The organism is Microvirga sp. 2YAF29, assembly GCF_052114605.1.
Lineage (GTDB): Bacteria > Pseudomonadota > Alphaproteobacteria > Rhizobiales > Beijerinckiaceae > Microvirga.
The window spans coordinates 37,744-56,008 of sequence record NZ_JBFRFB010000008.1 but is presented as its reverse complement, the minus strand read 5'-3'; the positions used below and the strand labels follow the sequence as shown (position 1 = coordinate 56,008).

Here is an 18,265-nt window from a genome sequence, read left to right as displayed (position 1 = left end):
AGAAGATGGCCAAGTGGCTCTACAAGTCCGAACCCTCCGTCTGGTCCTGGGATAGCCAAGTCGAAGCAGGCGCGAAGGGCACTCATTGGAACGGCGTGCGCAACCATGTCGCCAAGCAGAATCTGATGGCGATGAAAAAGGGCGAGCAGGGTTTCTTCTACCACTCGAACGAAGGCAAGGCCGTCGTCGGCATCGTCGAGGTGATCAAGGAATACTACCCCGACCACACGGATGAATCGGGCAAGTTCGGCATGGTGGATGTAAAGGCCGTGAAGCCGTTCAAGCGTCCGGTGACCCTCGACGAGATCAAGAAGCAGCCCGGGCTTGAGAAGATGATCCTCGTCAACAATTCACGCCTGTCGGTGCAACCGGTGACGGACGAGGAATGGGCCATCGTGTGCAAGATGGGTGGGCTTTGATACGCATTGAAAGCCAGATCCAGATGATCCCAGCATTGCCGGGATCGCCCATCTAAGACTCCTTGCTTTTACCGCGCATCAGGGACAGCCAGTATCAGCTGTCCCTGATGCGTTGATAATGCCGACTAGATAATCAAGAAATCTGCAGCGGAAAGAGCAGCTTTGTTCGCGATCTTGATGATCTCGACCGCTTTGAACTTCGTGTCCTTACCGTCGGCGTCGTAATAGACCACGCCGTTTTTGTAGGTGAGATAATCGTCTTTGTCCTTGGCTTTACCGAGCTTGAAGAACTTCTTGTTCAGACTGGCCGGAGCGTACTCAGACCCCTTTGCGTCGAGCTTCTTGAAGATCTTGTTGTCAAGCCAGATCTTGTCTTCCCCGGGCTTGAAGTCAGTGATGGTGTCGTAGTTTACTTTCTTGTTGAGATTTTCCTTGTTAGTGCCCTTGCCTAGTATCGTATTGAATACGAACACGTCTGTGCCTGCACCGCCCGTCAGAATGTCGTTGCCGGACAGACCATTGAGCTTGTCCTTGCCAGAGGTCCCAGCCAAAATATCTTTGCCCTTGCCACCAATGACGTCGTTGAATGGCTGTTCTCCACCTCCTATAGGTGGATTGTCCAGTGGGACGCTAGGGTTACGACTTGGGCCATCGACCCCTTTCATCACTATATTCGCTGTAACCTTTAGTCCGCCTCTATCAATGAAATCTATTTTAACAGCTTTATCGTTTCGAGTGTTTGCAGACCTTACATATTCAAGGTGGTGAAGGACATAATGAACAATTTCACCACTTGTGTTTTCATTGAAATAGAAGCTTGCATATTGTCCAATATATGCTCCTTCTTTGGAATACGAACCGATTTTTACGCCATCGAAAATCAAATCGAAACCATAATACTCACTCTTTGAAAAACTTAATCTATCGTCAGTTTTGACTCTGACATAATCTAACCAATCGTCGACATATACGTCGATGCGAGCAATAGTACCCATATCATCAGATATGATTGCATCGCCGCCAGCATCCAAAGATACGATTTGCCCAGGGAGAACAACTTGCTTCTCCCCATCTAGATTATTGATAGTGGGAGCATTATTTTTCGTTATTGTCCCTGTATCATCTGAAACAATATCGAAACCCTGATTATGAATCTTACTTCTATCTGATGCAGATAGAGTTCCATAAAATTTAAATGTATCATTAGTATTATAGTATGCGTTTATGTAATAAATTACATTAATGCTGTCAGAATGATATGTGGCTCCGTCACCAGCATGTATGCCCCAAATATCTTTAAATGTCTTTCCTCTAAGATTTACATTATTACCAATAATAGTTATTGAATTATTTGTAGTTCCTTCGAATGCTGATATGCCATCGAACTGAGAGCTAGACATTCTAATATCGAACGGCGCATCAGTAGCTATTTTTATGTAGCCGCTGAAAGTTGCCTTAGTAAGATCAAATATCTCATATCGGGTGCCGCTAAGATAAAGCGTATCACTCCCACCCCCTACGAATTCACCTCCATTGAGCTGATCAACTGTGACTACTCTGGTTGCCATAATTATTACCTTATAAAGTGTAGAACCACCACTTCTCGCAACCACTAATAAAATCAATGAATCGATATATCAATATAATCTTGTTGGGTGACACTTCACTCTCCAAAGTAGCAACGACCAAAGTGCGAGCCCTACCCCGCTTGCTCAAGCCCTCTCTCTTTTCATAAACCTAGATCTAAATATCCGCGTACAATGAGCCCGGGAGAAGCGGTCATGGAAGAGAAGATCTACGACGTGCCGTCGGAATGGACCCATCGCGCCTATCTGGACGATGCCGGCTATCGCGCGAAGTACGCGGCCTCTGTGAAGGATCCGGAAGCTTTCTGGGCCGAGGAAGCCAAGCGAATTCATTGGTTCAACGCGCCGACCCGGGTCAAGAACACCAATTTCGGCCCCGGCGACGTGTCGATCCGCTGGTTCGAGGACGGCACCACCAATGCCGCCTATAACTGCATCGACCGGCATCTCCACACCCGCGGCGACCAGGTGGCGATCATCTGGGAGGGAGACGACCCGTCCGAATCCAAGAAGATCACCTATCGCGAGCTTCACGCCGAAGTCTGCCGCATGGCCAACATCATGCGTAATCGCGGCGTCGAGAAGGGCGACCGCGTCACGATCTACATGCCGATGATCCCGGAGGCGGCCTATGCGATGCTGGCCTGCGCGCGGTTAGGGGCCATCCATTCCGTGGTCTTCGGCGGCTTCTCGCCGGATTCGCTAGCAAGCCGCATTCAGGACGCCAAATCCGCCTTCATCATCACGGCCGATGAAGGCCTGCGCGGCGGGCGCAAGGTTCCGCTGAAGGTCAATGTGGACGCGGCGCTCGAGCGCGTCGGCCCCGGTGTGGTCGATCACGTGCTCGTGGTGCGCCGCACGGGCGGCGCCGTCGACATGCTGCCGGGCCGCGACGTCTATTACGACGAGGCGGCTGCGATGGTCTCAGACGATTGCCCCTATGAGGAGATGAACGCGGAAGATCCGCTGTTCATCCTCTACACGTCGGGCTCGACGGGGACGCCAAAGGGCGTGCTGCACACCACCGGCGGCTATCTCGTCTATGCGGCGATGACGCATGAATACGTGTTCGACTACCACGACGGCGACATCTACTGGTGCACCGCCGATGTGGGCTGGGTCACCGGCCATTCCTACATTCTCTACGGACCGCTCAGCAATGGCGCGACCACGCTCATGTTCGAAGGCGTGCCCACCTATCCGTCGATCTCCCGCTTCTGGGAGGTGATCGACAAGCACAACGTGAACATCTTCTACACCGCGCCGACCGCGATCCGCTCGCTCATGCAGGCGGGCGAGGAGCCGGTGAAGAAGACCTCGCGCAAGTCCCTGCGCCTGCTGGGCTCGGTCGGCGAGCCAATCAACCCTGAAGCCTGGGAATGGTACTATCGCGTCGTCGGCGACAACCGCTGCCCCATCGTGGACACCTGGTGGCAGACGGAAACCGGCGGCATTCTCATCACGCCGCTTCCCGGCGCGACGAAGCTCAAGCCCGGCTCGGCCACGCGGCCCTTCTTCGGCGTGAAGCCTGAGATCGTGGATGCGGACGGCAAGGTTCTGGACGGTGCTGCGGAAGGCAATCTCGTGATCGCCGATTCATGGCCGGGCCAGATGCGCACGGTCTATGGCGACCATGAGCGCTTCGTGCAGACCTATTTCTCCACCTATCCCGGCAAGTACTTCACCGGCGACGGCTGCAGGCGGGATGCTGACGGCTATTACTGGATCACCGGCCGCGTGGACGACGTGATCAACGTCTCCGGCCACCGCATGGGCACGGCGGAAGTGGAATCCGCGCTCGTGGCCCATCCGAAGGTGTCGGAAGCGGCTGTCGTCGGCTATCCGCACGACATCAAGGGCCAGGGCATCTACGCCTATGTGACCCTGATGGCGGGCGAGGAACCCACCGAGGACCTGCGCAAGGAGCTGGTGACCTGGGTGCGCAAGGAAATCGGCCCCATCGCCTCGCCGGACCTGATCCAGTTCGCGCCAAGCCTGCCGAAGACCCGCTCCGGAAAAATCATGCGCCGCATCCTGCGCAAGATCGCCGAGGACGAGTTCGGCTCGCTCGGCGACACCTCGACGCTTGCCGACCCCACCGTGGTCGACGACCTCATCACCAACCGCCAGAATAAGCGCACGCAGGCGGCCTGATCATTTACAAGGCGTCATCCCGGACGGCGCGAACCGATCCGGGATGACACTTTTCCTGTTTTCGGAACCTCAGCCGTTTCCTTCGCGTCTCACCCTCACGCTGTTCAGCAGGAGGGTTCAGACATGTTTGCGCGCGCTGCCACTGCCTTGGCCGCCTTCATCCTTGCCGCCTCAGGCGCTTCAGCCCGCGAGATCGTGCCGTTCGAGACGCGTGTTTCGCCGGGCACCATCGTCATCAAGACGGGTGAGCGGCAGCTTTACTATGTGCGCGGTGACGGCACGGCGACGCGCTATCGCGTGGCGGTGGGTAAGCCCGGTAAGCAATGGTTCGGCGAGGCGCAGATCGACGGCAAATATGTGCGGCCCGCCTGGGCCCCGCCGGCCGAGGTGAAGCGGGACAATCCCCGGCTGCCGAACGTGATTCCGGGCGGCGCCCCGAATAACCCGATGGGCGCGCGGGCTCTCACCCTCAACCTCGATGAATACGCCATCCACGGTACCAACCGCCCAGGCTCCATCGGCACTTATGCATCCTACGGCTGCATCCGCATGCTCAACGAGGACATTGTCGATCTTTACGATCAGGTGAGCGTCGGCACCCGCGTCGTGGTGGAGCGGTAGCGGGAGCGGCTTTGGGCGAAGTGGATCCGATTCTCAATCCAGAAAGCGCGGTGATCCAAGAATAAGCTGCTTTAGCACCGCGAAATGACTCTAACCTCTTAACCTTCGGGAGAGCTTTTGTTACATGGCGAGACATGAAATATTGTTTCTCGCCATATCGTCAGACCTGGAGGCGGCAGCCCGCCCCCGGTTTGTCGGGTCACCTGACCCTGACTGGAGGGATCGCGAGTGATGGCGCCAGCGGGACGACGCCGCCATGATGCCGCTCGTCCTCGTCATCGGCGGCATGGGAAGCTTCGGGAAAAGGCTCGTCGAAGGACTGCTCGCCACGACGGAAGCCACCGTCGTGATCGGCGGACGCGATCCGCAGCGTCACGAGAGTGAAATTCAGGCCCTGCAGCAGCGTTACGGCGCCGACAGAATTGGCGCCATCGCCATCGACCGGGATGCGGCGCTCGACATTCTTCACGTGCTCAAACCCTTCTGCGTGGTCGATGCGGCGGGGCCGTTCCAGAACGCCGAGCCTGCCCTTGCCCGAGCGGCTATGACTGTAGGCTGCCATTATGTCGATCTGGCCGACGCCCGCGATTTCGTGGCGCGCTTCGGGGCTTTCGATGCCTTGGCCCGCGAGGCCGACATCCTCGCCGTCACGGGTGCAAGCTCGACGCCGGCCCTCTCCGGCGCCGTGGTCGCGGATCTGACAGCAGGTTGGCAGGACATCACCGAGATCAACATTGCGATTTCCCCCGGCAACCGCGCGCCGCGCGGCCTCTCGGTGGTGGAAGCCATTCTCGCTTATGCGGGCCAGCCTCTTCGCGTGCTCTTCCATGGCGGCTGGACCAAGCTGCCGGGCTGGGGCGCCCTGACCCGCAGGGACATGCCGGGGCTCGGGCGGCGATGGCTCTCTTTATGCGAGACGCCCGATCTCGACCTTCTGCCCACCCGCTACCCGACCGCCGATACGGTTCTGTTCCGCGCCGGCCTCGAATTGCCGGTTCTGCATCTGGGCCTGTGGCTTCTGACCCTGCTCGTTAGGGGCGGCCTCGTCTCCTCGCTCAGGCCCTATGCCCGCCCGCTGCACAAGATTGCGTCCCGGTTCGAACGCTTCGGCACGGATCGCGGCGGTATGAGCGTAGAGGTGTCGGGCCGCGATCATGAGGGCAGGCCCGCGAAAGCCGCCTGGTCGCTGGTGGCGGAAGCGGGAGACGGGCCGAACATTCCGGTGCTGCCGGCGCTTGCGCTCATTCGCGGTCTGCTTCAGGGAAGCATCACGGCACGGGGCGCCGACCAAGCAGGCGCGGTTCTTACGCTCAGCGCCATCGAAAGCGAGTTCCCCCGCTTCAAGATCAAGGTCCGTCGCGCGGTGAGTTGGCCGGAGGCGGGGAGCCTGTTCGAGAAGGCCTTGGGGCCGGACATTGCGCGTCTTCCTCCCCTGGTCCGTCACGTGCATGGCGGGCAACCCCTGCACCTTAAGGGCCGCGCCGCCATCGAAGGCGCCCGGCATTGGGCCGGAAAGCTCATCGCAAAGCTCTTCGCCTTTCCCGGCACGACGCCGGATACGGAGGCCGACATCACCTTTGAGCGGCAGGGCAACCGGGAAATCTGGACGCGTCGTTTCGGCGGCAGGGGCTTCCGCAGCGTGCTCCGCCCCGCCTCAGCGCCCCGCCGCGTCTTCGAGCGTTTCGGCCCCTTCCGCTTCGAGCTTGAGCTGACGCCGCTTCGCACCGGCTTCGAGCTGACCATTGTTGGATGGGGCTTAGGCTCCTTCAGACTTCCCACCCGATTGGCGCCCAAGGCACCGGCACGCGCTTTCGTGGATGACAAGGGCCGCTACCGTTTCGATGTGGCGATCAGCCTGCCATGGGTTGGCCAGATCGTCCGCTATCGCGGCTGGGCGATGCCTGTCTGAGGATTGAGCGCAAAAGCGGGAGCCGCTTACGCTCTACCGATACAGATCCGCCCGCGACGGCGGCAGGCATGCGGGGCCTCGGGTGCGTTTCGAGGCGAGCGTCTGGTTCACGCCCACCGCCGCGCGCTCGAAGGCGAGCGAGCAGCCGGCGAGATAGAGAAGCCACATGCGGGTCTTGCCGGGGCCGACAAGCGCTTCGGCTTCCTTGCGGCGGGCGTTGAGGTTTTCCCACCACAGGCGCGTGGTGCGCTGGTAATGCTCACGCCACCCCTCCACGTCATGCACTTCGAAACCGTGGCGTTCGAGATTGGCGATGGACATGCCTAAGTGATCGAGCTCGCCGCCCGGGAAGATGTAGCGGGTGAGCGCCTTGTATTCGGGCTTGAGCTTGCGGAAGGCCTTGTCGCTGCGCTTGGCGCGCCGCGCGATGGTATGATGCAGGTAAAGGCCGCGCGGACGCAGCAGGCGGTGCACGGAGCGAAAATAGGTGGGATGGTTCTTGATGCCCACATGCTCGAACATGCCGATGGAGGAGATCTTGTCGAACTCGCCGTCCATCTGCGTGAAATCCTTCACGATGATCTCGACACGGTCCTGCAAGCCTAAGCGCGCCACCTTCTCGCGGGCGAGCTTCGCCTGCTCCTCGGCGAGCGTCACGCCCGTCGCCTTCACGCCGTAATGCTGCGCGGCATGGCAGACTAGAGCGCCCCAGCCGCAGCCGATATCGAGGAAGCGCTCACCCGGTTTGAGCCGCAGCTTACGGCAGATCATGTCGAGCTTGTCGACTTGCGCGCGCCCCAGATCGTCGTGCCATTCCGGCTGGAAGTAGGCGCAGGTATAGACCATCTCCGGATCGAGGAAGAGCCGGTAGAAATCGTTCGATACGTCGTAATGATAGGCGACGTTCTTCTTGTTGGTCTGCGGTTTTCCCTCCCGCGCCTTCGGGTCGTCCTGGACCTTCGTGAGAGGACGCGGCATGTTGGCGGGCGCGCGCAGAAAATGGTAGGCGACCTTCAGCGCCTTGAGCTTGCTGACCCCCTTCAGGCGCCGGCCGATCTTCTGCGGACGCTGGGCTGCGAGGTCGAAGATGGTGCCGTTCTTGAGATCGAGCAGGCCCGCCACATAGGCATTGAGCGCGGTATCGAGATTGGGCCGGCGAAGCAGGCTCGCCACCACATTCTCGTGGCGGATCACGAGGCGCATGGCATAGGAAGGCAGATCGGCGGGAACGGTGGAGCCGTCCCACAATTCGAAACCGAACTGGAGATCGAGCGCCTTGTGCGCATCCTCCAGAAGGCTCCGGAAAATCGTCAGCCTCGCCGCCCCGTTCATTACCCTGACCCAAGCCCTTGGTTTTTTGCCCCTGGTTCTTTGGCGAAGGACAGTAAGCGTGGCTTGGCCGGGACACAATCCACCTCAGGCGATACAATAACCTAAAAGTCGCTGGCGATGCCCTTCACTTCCCAGTCCTCGTAGCGCACAGGCTCCAGCCCGCCGCGGCCCTGGTGTTCCTTTTGCCTGGCGATCTCCGCCGCGCGGGCATCGATGGCGATACGGCGCTCGGCCGCCTCTTCAAGCGCCCTCTGTGCTGCGGGAGAGAGAGTTTTTCCAGGAGCAGCCCCTTCAAGGGAGGCTCCCTGGATCGGATCGGGATTCTCGTTCGTGCTCATGCGATGGCCTTAACATATTACAGCATCGGACCAAAAAGTGGATTTGCACTTTTTGGTCCGATGCTGTCTCTTTGAATCAGAGTATCGTTCATGCGCAAAACCGGGGCCACTTTTGCGCACGATACTCTGAGGCTCCCCCTGGAAGAGCGCCACCCCTTGGGGGAGAGCCAGGCCGTTCCCACATGAAGATCCAACGGATATTTTCTCGAGTACCGATGAGGTGGAGACCCCGATGAACACCGTCAAGACCGGAATGCTGCTGGCGGCCCTCATGGCTCTGTTCGGCGTTGTCGGCTACATGCTCGGCGGCGCGACCGGCATGATGATCGCGCTCGGCCTCGGCCTTGCGACCAACCTCTACGCCTATTGGAACTCCGACCGGCTGGCGCTTGCAGCCCATCACGCCATCGAGGTGGACGAGAGGAGCGCGCCCGATCTGGTCCATATGGTGGGCGACCTGGCGCGGAACGCCAATCTCCCGATGCCGCGCGTCTATATCATCGAGAATCCGCAGCCCAATGCCTTCGCCACCGGGCGCAACCCTGAGAACTCGGCTGTTGCGGCCACGACGGGCCTGCTCAACATGCTCACCCCTGGCGAGGTGGCGGGGGTGATGGCGCATGAGCTCGCGCATATCAAGAACCGCGACACGCTCATCATGACGGTGAGCGCCACGGTCGCGGGCGCCATCGCCACCTTGGCCCAGTTCGGCTTCCTGTTCGGCGGACGCGGCAATGATCGGCCGAACCCCATCGTCATGATCGCCACCGCCCTCATTGCGCCGCTCGCCGCCATGATCATCCAGATGGCGATCAGCCGCTCGCGGGAATACGACGCCGACAAGATGGGCGCCGAGATCTGCGGCCAGCCGCTCTCATTGGCCTCGGCGCTTGCGAAGATCGCCGGCGGGGTCGCCCATGTGCCCAACATGGATGCGGAGCGTCACCCGGCCACTGCGCCGCTTTTCATCATCAATCCGCTCTCCGGCCAGGGGATGGACAATTTGTTCTCCACGCACCCGGCGACCGAAAACCGGATTGCGGCCTTGAGCGCTTTGGCGCAAGAGATGGGGGCAACGACGCGGGCGACACCGCAACCAGGCTTTGTCGCCCAGTCTTCATCAAGTCCGTGGGGCCAGCCGCCCCGTCGTGGACCCTGGGGTTAAATATTTTGAGCCAAACTGAAGACCAAGCGGGCCTGGGAGCCCGCCGCCTCGCCTGGATGGCGGTATCGGAGGCCACGAAGCGGCGCGTCCCGCTCGACGACGTGCTGGAGGAGCTGGCGCCTGCCGAGAACCTCTCCGCCCGTGACGAGGCCCTGGCCCGGGCCATCGCCATCGTCACCTTCCGCCGCCTCGGCACGCTGGGGCGCGCCCTCAACGAGCGGCTCAACCGGCAGCCGAAGGACGAGCGCCTGCTGCATCTTCTCTCCACCGGCGCCGCGCAGATCCTCTTCCTCGACGTGCCGGACCATGCCGCCGTCGACAGCACGGTGCAACTGGCGCAGAACGACGCGAAGCTCGGCCACGCGGGCGGCTTCATCAACGCGGTGCTGCGGCGCGTGGCCCGCGAGCGCGACATGATCCTGGCGGGGCAGGATTCCGAGCAGGATTCCTGGCTCGATACGCCCACTTGGCTCGAAGAGCGCTGGGTGGCGCAATATGGCGAAGACCTCGCCAGGAAGATTGCCGAATCGCACCGCTCTATGGCCTCGGTCGATCTCACCGTGAAAAGCGATGCGCCGAGCTGGGCCGAGCGCCTGGGCGGCGTTCTCCTGTCCAACGGCAGCATCCGCCTCGTCGAGCGCACCGCGATCCGCGATCTGCCGGGCTTCGAGGAAGGCGCATGGTGGGTGCAGGATGCCGCGGCCTCCCTGCCCGCGCGCCTGCTCAATCCGAAAGCAGGCGAGCGCATCGCCGATCTCTGCGCGGCACCGGGCGGCAAGACGGCGCAGCTCGCCGCCGCCGGGGCCAACGTGCTCGCGGTCGACCGTTCGCCCAAGCGCCTGAAGCGGCTGGAGGAAAACCTCGCTCGCCTGCAGCTGACGGTCGAGACCCGCGCCATCGATGCGGAAAAGCTCGATGCCGAACCCTTCGACGCCATCCTGCTCGATGCGCCGTGCTCCGCCACCGGCACCATCCGCCGTCACCCCGATGTGGCCTGGACCAAGAGCGAGGAGGATATCCGCAAGCTCGCAGGGCTTCAGACACGCCTGCTCGACAAGGCGGCAGGGCTGCTCAAGCCCGGCGGCCGCATGGTCTATTGCACATGCTCCCTGGAGGCCGACGAGGGCGAGCGGCAGGCAGAGGCGTTCCTTGCCCGTCATCCCGAATTCGCCCGCCAGCCCATCGGCGCCGACGAGATCGGTGGATTCTCCGAATGCATCACGCCGGCCGGCGACGTGCGCACCCTGCCCTGCCACCTCGTTTCACCCGAGCATGAGCGCAGCGGATTGGACGGGTTCTTCATCGCGCGGTTCGTGAAGGCTGGGTGATCCCCAAACGCCGTCATCCCGGATGGCGCGTAGCGCAGATCCGGGATCGTTGGCAGGATGTGGCACGGTCTTGCCTCTGCCTCGCGAGGAGGGATTGAGGGTGGGGGTCGCAAAGTCAAAGCGCTTCGCGCCATCCAGACAGCACAACAGTCCTACAATGTCATGGTCGGGCTTGTGCCGGCCATCCCGATCCGAAAAGCGCGGCGTTTCAAGACATCGGGATCCCCGGCACAGGGCCGGTGATGACGCGGGAGCGGACTGGTTCTAGCGCTCACCCAGTCGTACCACCCCCACCCTGGCCCTCCCCGCAAGGGGGAGGGAACATAGGCACTGCTTCCCCACCAACCCCGCACAATCAACACCCTCCCCTGTTGAAATCGGCCAAAACAACCTGCGCTTACGCGTTGTTAACCAGTCAGCAGGAACTCGCTCTTTATGCTGGTGCGGATTCAACTGTTTTGAGAGGAGCGCCGCGCGTGGATTTCGGGCCGGATCGCTGGCGTCTATATCGGCTTGCCTTTCGTGAGGCAGGCCGCGCCATGCGTGGTGGAACGGTCTGGAGCCTGTCGAAGGTATTTCGCGGCACGCCGATGCCGACGCGATTGCTCTTCGCGCCGCAGGATCTGCGCACCGCCGATCCGACCATCGCCACCGACATCTATTCCGGCTTCTTCGCCTTCGCGGGACGCGCCATCACCACGAGCGGCCGCTCCCCCTTCACCTTCACGCCGCCGAGCCGCGCCTGGGGCGAAGCGCTTTACGGTTTCGGATGGCTGCGCCACCTGCGCGCCGCCGGCACCGCCCTGGCGCAGGCCAATGCGCGCTCGCTTGTCGACGAGTTCGTCACCTCGCGCCTCGGCGACAAGCGGATGGCCTGCAGCACGCAGATCATCGCACGCCGCCTGATCTCCTTCATCAGCCAGTCGCCGCTGATCCTGGAAGGCGCCGACCATGCCTTCTACCAGCGCTTCCTGCGCATTCTCGGTCAGCATGTGCGCGAACTGGAGCGGCATCTGCGCTCCGGCGCGATGCCTCACCAGCAGCTCATGGCGGCCATCGCGCTCTGCTATGCGGGCCTATGCTGCGAGGGCCTGGACCGCAATTTAAGACGCGCAAGCCGCCTTCTCGGCCGCGAGTTGGAGCGCCAGATCCTTGCCGATGGCGGCCATGCCAGCCGCAATCCGCGCGTGATCGTCGATCTGCTGTTCGATCTGCTTCCCTTGCGCCAGATGTTCGCGAGCCGCGAAGTCGATACGCCGGAATCCCTGCTCCACGCCATCGACCGCATGCTGCCCATGGTGCGCCTGTTCCGGCACGGCGACGGCACGCTCTCGCATTTCAACGGCATGGGCGTGACGGCGGCGGACCATCTGGCGACGCTGCTCACCTATGACGACATGCGCAGCCGCCCGATCCAGCATGCACCTCATACAGGCTACGAGCGCCTGGAGGCCGGACGTACCCTGCTGGTGGCCGATGTAGGAGCGCCGCCGCCGACCTTCCTGTCGACGGACGCGGGCGCCGGCTGCCTGTCCTTCGAATTCTCCAGCGGCGCGCAGCGCATCGTGGTCAATTGCGGCACGCCCTATATCGCAAGCGACACGATCATCCAGGCCTCGCGCTCCACGGCGGCGCATTCGACCGCCTCGATCAACGACATCTCGTCCTGCCAGCTCCTCTCCGAGCGCGGTGGATGGCTGACGCACCGCGTGGCGGGTTGGATGCTGAACCGGGCCGGACCCATCGTCATCAGCGGCCCCGAGCGCGTGACGGCGGAGCGCAGCGAGCGCGAGCATGCGCAGATGCTCAGCGCCAGCCATGACGGCTATCGCCAGCGCTTCGGCCTGATCCACGAGCGGCGCTGGCAATTGGCTCCCAAGGGCAACCTGCTGGAAGGCGAGGATCTGTTCTGGGGCGAAGGCGCCGCCAGCGCGAGTGCCGAGGCCGTCATCCGCTTCCATCTGGCGCCCGGCATCCGCGCGAGCCGTGCCCAGGGCGGGCGGGTCGTCATGCTGATCCTGCCGAACCAGGAGGCCTGGCAGTTCACGGCCATTCCCATCGAGGCCAATGTCGAGGACAGCGTGTTCCTCGCCGCTCCCGACGGCATGCGTCGCACCGAGCAGATCGTACTGATCATCCGGCCAGGCGAAACGCCCTCGATCCGCTGGCGCTTCGAGCGTCTCGCCCGCACGTACAATCCGAGCCAGCCCGCGGAAACGACGCCGGACCTGCTGTGACGGCAGACAGAGACCTCCATGACCCTCGCTGACGTGATCGGATTGATCGGCGTGGCCGCCTATCTCTCGGCCTACGGCCTGCTGCAGATGGGCATCTTGAAGGTCGAGGATGGCCGCTATGCCCTGCTCAACGGCGTCGGCGCTCTCGCGATCCTCTATTCCCTGATCTTCGACTTCAACCTGCCGTCCTTCATCACGCAGGCGGCTTGGTTGATCCTGACGATTGTCGGCTATGGGCGGCTGCGTTTTAGACGGCGGTCAGCGTCCTGATTGGACGGTAGAAAAGTAGGGTAAACTAGAGGGTTAGTCAGTTTGCGCTGCCTTCGGTGCGTGCTACAAAGTTTCGTATGCAATTTAGGACAGCTATACGCTGGCTGGAGATCCTCTCAGCAGCTTGGTGGGCCTTCGCTCTCACATCGACAGGGCTGATGTTGATCTTTGCTCTGTATGGCGATCAATATCCAAAGCTTAGTCCTAAGGGGTGCTTCTTCGCGTCTGATCTGATCTTTCACGTAACGTGTAAGGAAACGTGGAATGATAAGATTATAGGCGGGATTTTGTCCTGGGCTCTCTATTGGACCTTTGAAAGCCCAATCGTCGTCTCGTTGATGGTCGCCTCGAAAACGATCTTAGGCATCGCTATGGTCATGCTATGGCTTGCATCCCTAGTCTTGACGCTGAGCTTCCTGATCCGTCAGGCTCGGAAACTGGGGGCGAAGAAGGCTGATCTATAGGCATAGAGCCCATACCTGAAACTCCACCCTTCCCGGTTCCCATCCCGCCCCCATCGTGGTATCGCGCCCGCATCTTTCCCCTTCATGGAGCGGCCGTCATGCCGAGCGATCTGAAGCGCGTTACCCGCGCTCTGCTTTCCGTATCCGACAAGACGGGTCTCGTGGACTTCGCCAGGGCATTGTCCGAGCGCGGCATCGAGCTGGTCTCGACCGGCGGCACGCACAAGGCGCTGAGCGAGGCGGGGCTTCCCGTGAAGGACGTGAGCGACCTGACAGGCTTCCCCGAAATGATGGATGGGCGCGTGAAGACGCTGCACCCTTCCGTCCACGGTGGCCTTCTCGGCATCCGCGCCAACCCCGAGCATCAGGCGGCCATGCTGGCCCACGGCATCCAGCCCATCGATCTGCTGGTGGTGAACCTCTATCCCTTCGAGGCGACGGTCGCGGCGGGCAAGCCCTATGACGATTGTATCGAGAACATCGATATCGGCGGCCCAGCCATGATCCGCGCCGCCGCCAAGAACCATGGCGACGTGGCTGTAGTGGTGGACGGCGCCGACTACGCCGCCGTTCTCGATGATCTGAAGCAGCATAACGGCGCGGTCACCTATACGCTGCGCCGCCGCCTCGCGCAGAAGGCCTATGCCCGCACCGCCGCTTATGACGCCGCGATCTCCAACTGGTTCGCCAATGAGCTAGCTGAGGAAACGCCGCCCTTCCGCGCGCTCGGCGGTTCCATTGCCGAAGTGATGCGCTACGGCGAAAACCCGCACCAGAGCGCCGCGTTCTACCGCACGCCCGAGCAGCGCCCCGGCGTCTCGACCGCGCGTCAGGTGCAGGGCAAGCAGCTCTCCTACAACAACATCAACGACACGGATGCCGCCTTTGAGGCGGTCGCGGAATTCGCGCCCGAGCGCTCGGCCGCCATCGTCATCGTCAAGCACGCCAATCCCTGCGGCGTGGCGGAAGGCACGTCGTTGCGCGAGGCTTACGAGAAGGCGCTTCGCTGCGATCCCGTCTCGGCCTTCGGCGGCATCGTCGCCATGAACCGCCCGCTCGATGCGGAAGCGGCGAAGGCGATCACCGACATCTTCACCGAGGTCATCATCGCCCCCGATGCCAGCGAGGAGGCCATCGCCATCGTCGCCGCCAAGAAGAACCTGCGCCTGCTGCTCGCGGGCGGATTGCCGGATCCGCGCCAGGAGGGCCTGACGCTGCGCACGGTGGCGGGCGGCTTCCTGGCGCAATCGCGCGACAATGCGGTGGTCGATGCCATGGACTTGAAAGTCGTCACCAAGCGCGCGCCCACGGACCGCGAGCTCGATGACCTGCGCTTCGCCTTCCGCGTCGCCAAGCACGTGAAGTCGAACGCCATCGTCTATGCGAAGGACCTCGCGACGGTCGGCATCGGCGCCGGCCAGATGAGCCGCGTCGATTCCTCCCGCATCGCCGCCTGGAAGGCCGCTGAAGCCGCAAAGGCTGCAGGCCTTTCGGAGACGCTGGCCAAGGGCTCGGTGGTCGCCTCCGACGCTTTCTTCCCCTTCGCCGACGGCCTCCTCGCCGCGGCTGAGGCAGGCGCTACGGCGGTGATCCAGCCCGGCGGCTCCATGCGCGACGACGAGGTGATCGAGGCCGCCGATGAAGCCGGCCTCGCGATGGTGTTTACGGGCTACCGCCATTTCCGGCATTGATGCTGAATGACAATCGAACGGATAACATCTTATCCAGGTTATGATGGCCCGCTCCTGCAATGGTATGCGGGTGCGTACGACATGGCGTACATCGCGTTCCATCCGTTCGTGCGCATCCCAGGACTTGACCCGGCGGACTGTGAACCCTGGACAATGCATGTGGACTGCACCGCCGTGCCGCCCGAGCAGAATCCATTCGATGTCATGAAGCAGCTTCGGGATGAGCAGAAGTCCAACTTCTCGCCGCATGTTGTGGGTGAGTTATTGAAGGGGCGAGGCATCACTCTACGCTGGAGCGAAATTGGAAAGGCTGCGGGCTTCGATGATCCCCACAGCCTGAACAGAGCATTGTTGAGCACCATTGGAGCCCTGAAAAGGGAATATGAAGATACTGCAGGAGCCGAACGGCTATCGCAGTACTGCTCCGAGGAAAAAATCTTCATGCCGACGGAAGGCCGTTTCCAGTCATCCATGGAGAGCCTGATCGCCGAGGTGTTTCATCGCGCTGGCTATGATCAGGTTGAGTTTGCTGACGAGTTCGATGAATCGTCGTCGACCATTGTCATTGAGAAGCTTCGGAACGAGGAGCCCTGGAGTTCGATCAATGGCTTTCCCGTTGGGGCCAGACGAATTTTTACGGCGGATCGTTCTCTGCTCACTGTTGTCGACTGGGACAGCTTCTTCACGCTCATCTGCGGAAAAGCCGAGCGCCTGCAACATGTTGCGCTTGCAGATATTTTCGAAGGCTTCTGGTGCGGACCGGAGACGACACATCAATGGTGGAGGCAATCCTCCTGCCTCCAACCCTTCCGTCACTGAGTAGCAATCCCTAGATCAGAGTCTCAAACCATGGAGACTCCAATGATCGTCACCACCACACCCAGCATCGAAGGCCGGCGGATCGCGTCCTATCGCGGCATCGTTTCAGGTGAGGCCATTCTCGGCGCCAACGTGTTCCGTGATTTCTTCGCCTCGATCCGCGATGTGGTGGGCGGGCGCTCGGGCTCCTATGAGCGCGTGCTGCGCGACGGGCGCGATACTGCCTTGGGCGAGATGATCGAGGAGGCGCAGCGTCTCGGCGCGCATGCCATCATCGGCGTTCACATGGATTACGGCGCCATCGGCAAGAATGAGGGCATGATGATGGTCACCGTCAGCGGCACGGCCGTGACGCTCGAATAACGGATCACACCCGCTTCACGCCGCTGATCAAGGCAAACCCGGCGAGCAGGAACAGGATTAGCACCGCCGGTCCTGCAGCTTGCGTCTGGAAGACGGCGGTGGCCACAGCGACTGCCAGCGGCGCAAGGAAGGATGTGACTTTTCCCGATAGCGCGAGCAGCCCGAAATAGCGCCCGGCCTCCCGCGCCGGCACGAGGCGTGCGAGAAGGCTGCGGGATGAAGCCTGCATGGGGCCGGCGACCGCGCCGATGACGAGGCCGAGCAGGACGAAAACCTTCTCCGGCGCGCTGGCATAGAGACCCTCGCCGGGAGGTGCTGTCGGGATGACGAAGAGGATGTGTTCTCTCCCCAGCGACAGCACGCCTACGCAGACGAGCGCGAGCGTGATGATCGCACCCATGATCACGGGCTTTGCACCGAATCGATCATCCAGGCGTCCTCCGATGAGCGCGCCGATTGTTCCGGTGATGGTGAGCATGATGCCGAAGATTCCGAGCTCCGTCGCCCGCCAGCCGAACACGCCTGCTCCATAAATGCCGCCGAAGGCGAAGAGCGCCACCAGCGCATCCTGATAGACCATGTTGGCGATGAGGAAGCGCAGCACGCTGGGGTGCCTTCGCGCATCGGCGAGCGTGCCGCGCACCTGCGTGAAACTTTGCGCGACCGCGCTTTTCAGCGAGACGGTCGAGCGCGCGATATCCGGCGTGAAGAGGAAGAGCGGTATCACGAAGACGAGGAACCATACGGCCGAGAACGGCCCGGTGATCCGGTCGCCTTCTCGTGTAGCCGGATCGAGGCCGAAGAGCGGATCGAGCCCGAATAAGGTCTTGCCGCTCATCCCATCCGCGGCGAGGAAACCCAGCACGATCACGAGCGAGACGAGGCCGCCGAGATAGCCCATGGCCCAGCCGGTGCCGGAGAGCCGTCCATAGCGCTCCGGCGGCACGAGATGCGGGATTAGCGCATTGTTGAACACCGCCGCAACCTCAACGGCGATAGTGGCGAAGGCAAAGCCGATCAGCGCGATGGGAATGGCCGCAGGCACACCCGGCGCGGCATACCAGAGAGCGAAGGAGGCGAGGAACAGCACGAGGCCGCAGGCGGCGATCCAGGGCTTCTTCGGCCCTGTCGCATCGGCGACTGTCCCTAAGACGGGTGAGAGAATCGCCAGCGCAAGGCCCGCCGCCGCAGTGGCGTAGCCCCAGAGGCTCTGGCCGGTCACCGGATCGGGCGCAAGCGATGCCGCGAAATAGGGTGCGAAGACGAAGGTGGTGACGAGGGTGAAGAAGGGCTGGCAGGCCCAGTCGAACAGCAGCCAGCCGAGAATGGCGGGACGGGAGGCCATGGCAGGCGAGGTCATTCGATTGTCCTGCTTCACCAGCCTGCGTCCTGATCCAAACCTTGCGTGAGATGCACTTCCCTTGACCCCCTCCCCCTTGTGGGGAGGGTTAGGGTGGGGGTGTTGGCGCTACGTTCTTGAGATGGCGGCGCTCACACCCCCACCTCCAACTCCTCCCCACAAGGGGGAGGAGGGCACGGTCAGAGTGTCGGATACCGATGACCAATTTC

At 61.8% G+C, this 18,265-nt stretch carries 15 protein-coding genes; 11 read left to right on the top strand and 4 right to left on the bottom strand.

What is annotated here, in order from left to right; all coding sequences use genetic code 11:
- The first annotated feature begins 5 nt into the window (after positions 1–5).
- Complete coding sequence (locus AB4Y85_RS12335; RefSeq protein ID WP_441985197.1) at positions 6–419, top strand: EVE domain-containing protein; 414 nt, start codon at positions 6–8, stop codon at positions 417–419.
- 125 nt (positions 420–544) lie between these two features.
- Here the strand turns inward: AB4Y85_RS12335 and AB4Y85_RS12330 are convergent, their stop codons facing one another.
- Positions 545–1,987: a M10 family metallopeptidase C-terminal domain-containing protein gene (locus AB4Y85_RS12330; RefSeq protein WP_441985196.1), complete on the bottom strand. Its 1,443-nt coding sequence runs from the start codon at positions 1,985–1,987 to the stop codon at positions 545–547.
- Between the two features lie 213 nt (positions 1,988–2,200).
- Here AB4Y85_RS12330 and acs point away from each other — a divergent pair, with 213 nt between their 5' ends.
- The 3 genes from acs to AB4Y85_RS12315 all read left to right on the top strand — a co-directional run bounded on the left by acs (position 2,201) and on the right by AB4Y85_RS12315 (position 6,689).
- Positions 2,201–4,159, top strand: a complete 1,959-nt coding sequence (gene acs / locus AB4Y85_RS12325; RefSeq protein ID WP_441985195.1) for an acetate--CoA ligase — start codon at positions 2,201–2,203, stop codon at positions 4,157–4,159.
- Between the two features lie 123 nt (positions 4,160–4,282).
- Complete coding sequence (locus AB4Y85_RS12320) at positions 4,283–4,780, top strand: L,D-transpeptidase (protein WP_441985194.1); 498 nt, start codon at positions 4,283–4,285, stop codon at positions 4,778–4,780.
- Positions 4,781–5,036: 256 nt separating this feature from the next.
- Positions 5,037–6,689 (top strand): DUF4166 domain-containing protein, encoded by a 1,653-nt coding sequence (locus AB4Y85_RS12315; RefSeq protein WP_441985193.1) that lies wholly within the window; start codon positions 5,037–5,039, stop codon positions 6,687–6,689.
- Positions 6,690–6,722: 33 nt separating this feature from the next.
- Here the strand turns inward: AB4Y85_RS12315 and AB4Y85_RS12310 are convergent, their stop codons facing one another.
- Positions 6,723–8,021: a class I SAM-dependent methyltransferase gene (locus AB4Y85_RS12310; RefSeq protein WP_441985192.1), complete on the bottom strand. Its 1,299-nt coding sequence runs from the start codon at positions 8,019–8,021 to the stop codon at positions 6,723–6,725.
- Positions 8,022–8,122: 101 nt separating this feature from the next.
- Complete coding sequence (locus tag AB4Y85_RS12305; RefSeq protein ID WP_441985191.1) at positions 8,123–8,359, bottom strand: DUF1674 domain-containing protein; 237 nt, start codon at positions 8,357–8,359, stop codon at positions 8,123–8,125.
- Positions 8,360–8,591: 232 nt separating this feature from the next.
- Here AB4Y85_RS12305 and htpX point away from each other — a divergent pair, with 232 nt between their 5' ends.
- The 7 genes from htpX (at position 8,592) to AB4Y85_RS12270 (ending at position 16,696) form a co-directional block, all read left to right on the top strand.
- Entirely contained in the window at positions 8,592–9,524 is a 933-nt protein-coding gene (gene htpX, locus AB4Y85_RS12300) for a zinc metalloprotease HtpX (protein WP_441985190.1), read from the top strand.
- A 5-nt stretch (positions 9,525–9,529) separates the two neighbouring features.
- The gene (gene rsmB / locus AB4Y85_RS12295) at positions 9,530–10,852 is read left to right on the top strand and encodes a 16S rRNA (cytosine(967)-C(5))-methyltransferase RsmB (RefSeq protein WP_441985189.1); all 1,323 of its coding nucleotides are present in this window, start codon (positions 9,530–9,532) and stop codon (positions 10,850–10,852) included.
- 476 nt (positions 10,853–11,328) lie between these two features.
- Positions 11,329–13,089, top strand: a complete 1,761-nt coding sequence (locus tag AB4Y85_RS12290; RefSeq protein ID WP_441985188.1) for a heparinase II/III family protein — start codon at positions 11,329–11,331, stop codon at positions 13,087–13,089.
- A gap of 18 nt (positions 13,090–13,107) precedes the next feature.
- On the top strand, positions 13,108–13,359 hold the full coding sequence (locus AB4Y85_RS12285) for a CBU_0592 family membrane protein (RefSeq protein WP_441985187.1): 252 nt from the start codon (positions 13,108–13,110) through the stop codon (positions 13,357–13,359).
- A 562-nt stretch (positions 13,360–13,921) separates the two neighbouring features.
- A complete protein-coding gene (purH, locus tag AB4Y85_RS12280; protein WP_441985186.1) occupies positions 13,922–15,514 on the top strand; it encodes a bifunctional phosphoribosylaminoimidazolecarboxamide formyltransferase/IMP cyclohydrolase in 1,593 nt (530 codons plus the stop codon).
- 81 nt (positions 15,515–15,595) lie between these two features.
- Positions 15,596–16,333 (top strand): DUF2711 family protein, encoded by a 738-nt coding sequence (locus AB4Y85_RS12275; protein ID WP_441985185.1) that lies wholly within the window; start codon positions 15,596–15,598, stop codon positions 16,331–16,333.
- A 42-nt stretch (positions 16,334–16,375) separates the two neighbouring features.
- The gene (locus AB4Y85_RS12270; protein ID WP_441985184.1) at positions 16,376–16,696 is read left to right on the top strand and encodes a heavy metal-binding domain-containing protein; all 321 of its coding nucleotides are present in this window, start codon (positions 16,376–16,378) and stop codon (positions 16,694–16,696) included.
- Positions 16,697–16,700: 4 nt separating this feature from the next.
- Here AB4Y85_RS12270 and AB4Y85_RS12265 read toward each other — a convergent pair whose 3' ends face one another.
- The gene (locus tag AB4Y85_RS12265) at positions 16,701–18,056 is read right to left on the bottom strand and encodes an MFS transporter (RefSeq protein ID WP_441985183.1); all 1,356 of its coding nucleotides are present in this window, start codon (positions 18,054–18,056) and stop codon (positions 16,701–16,703) included.
- Positions 18,057–18,265: the final 209 nt, after the last annotated feature.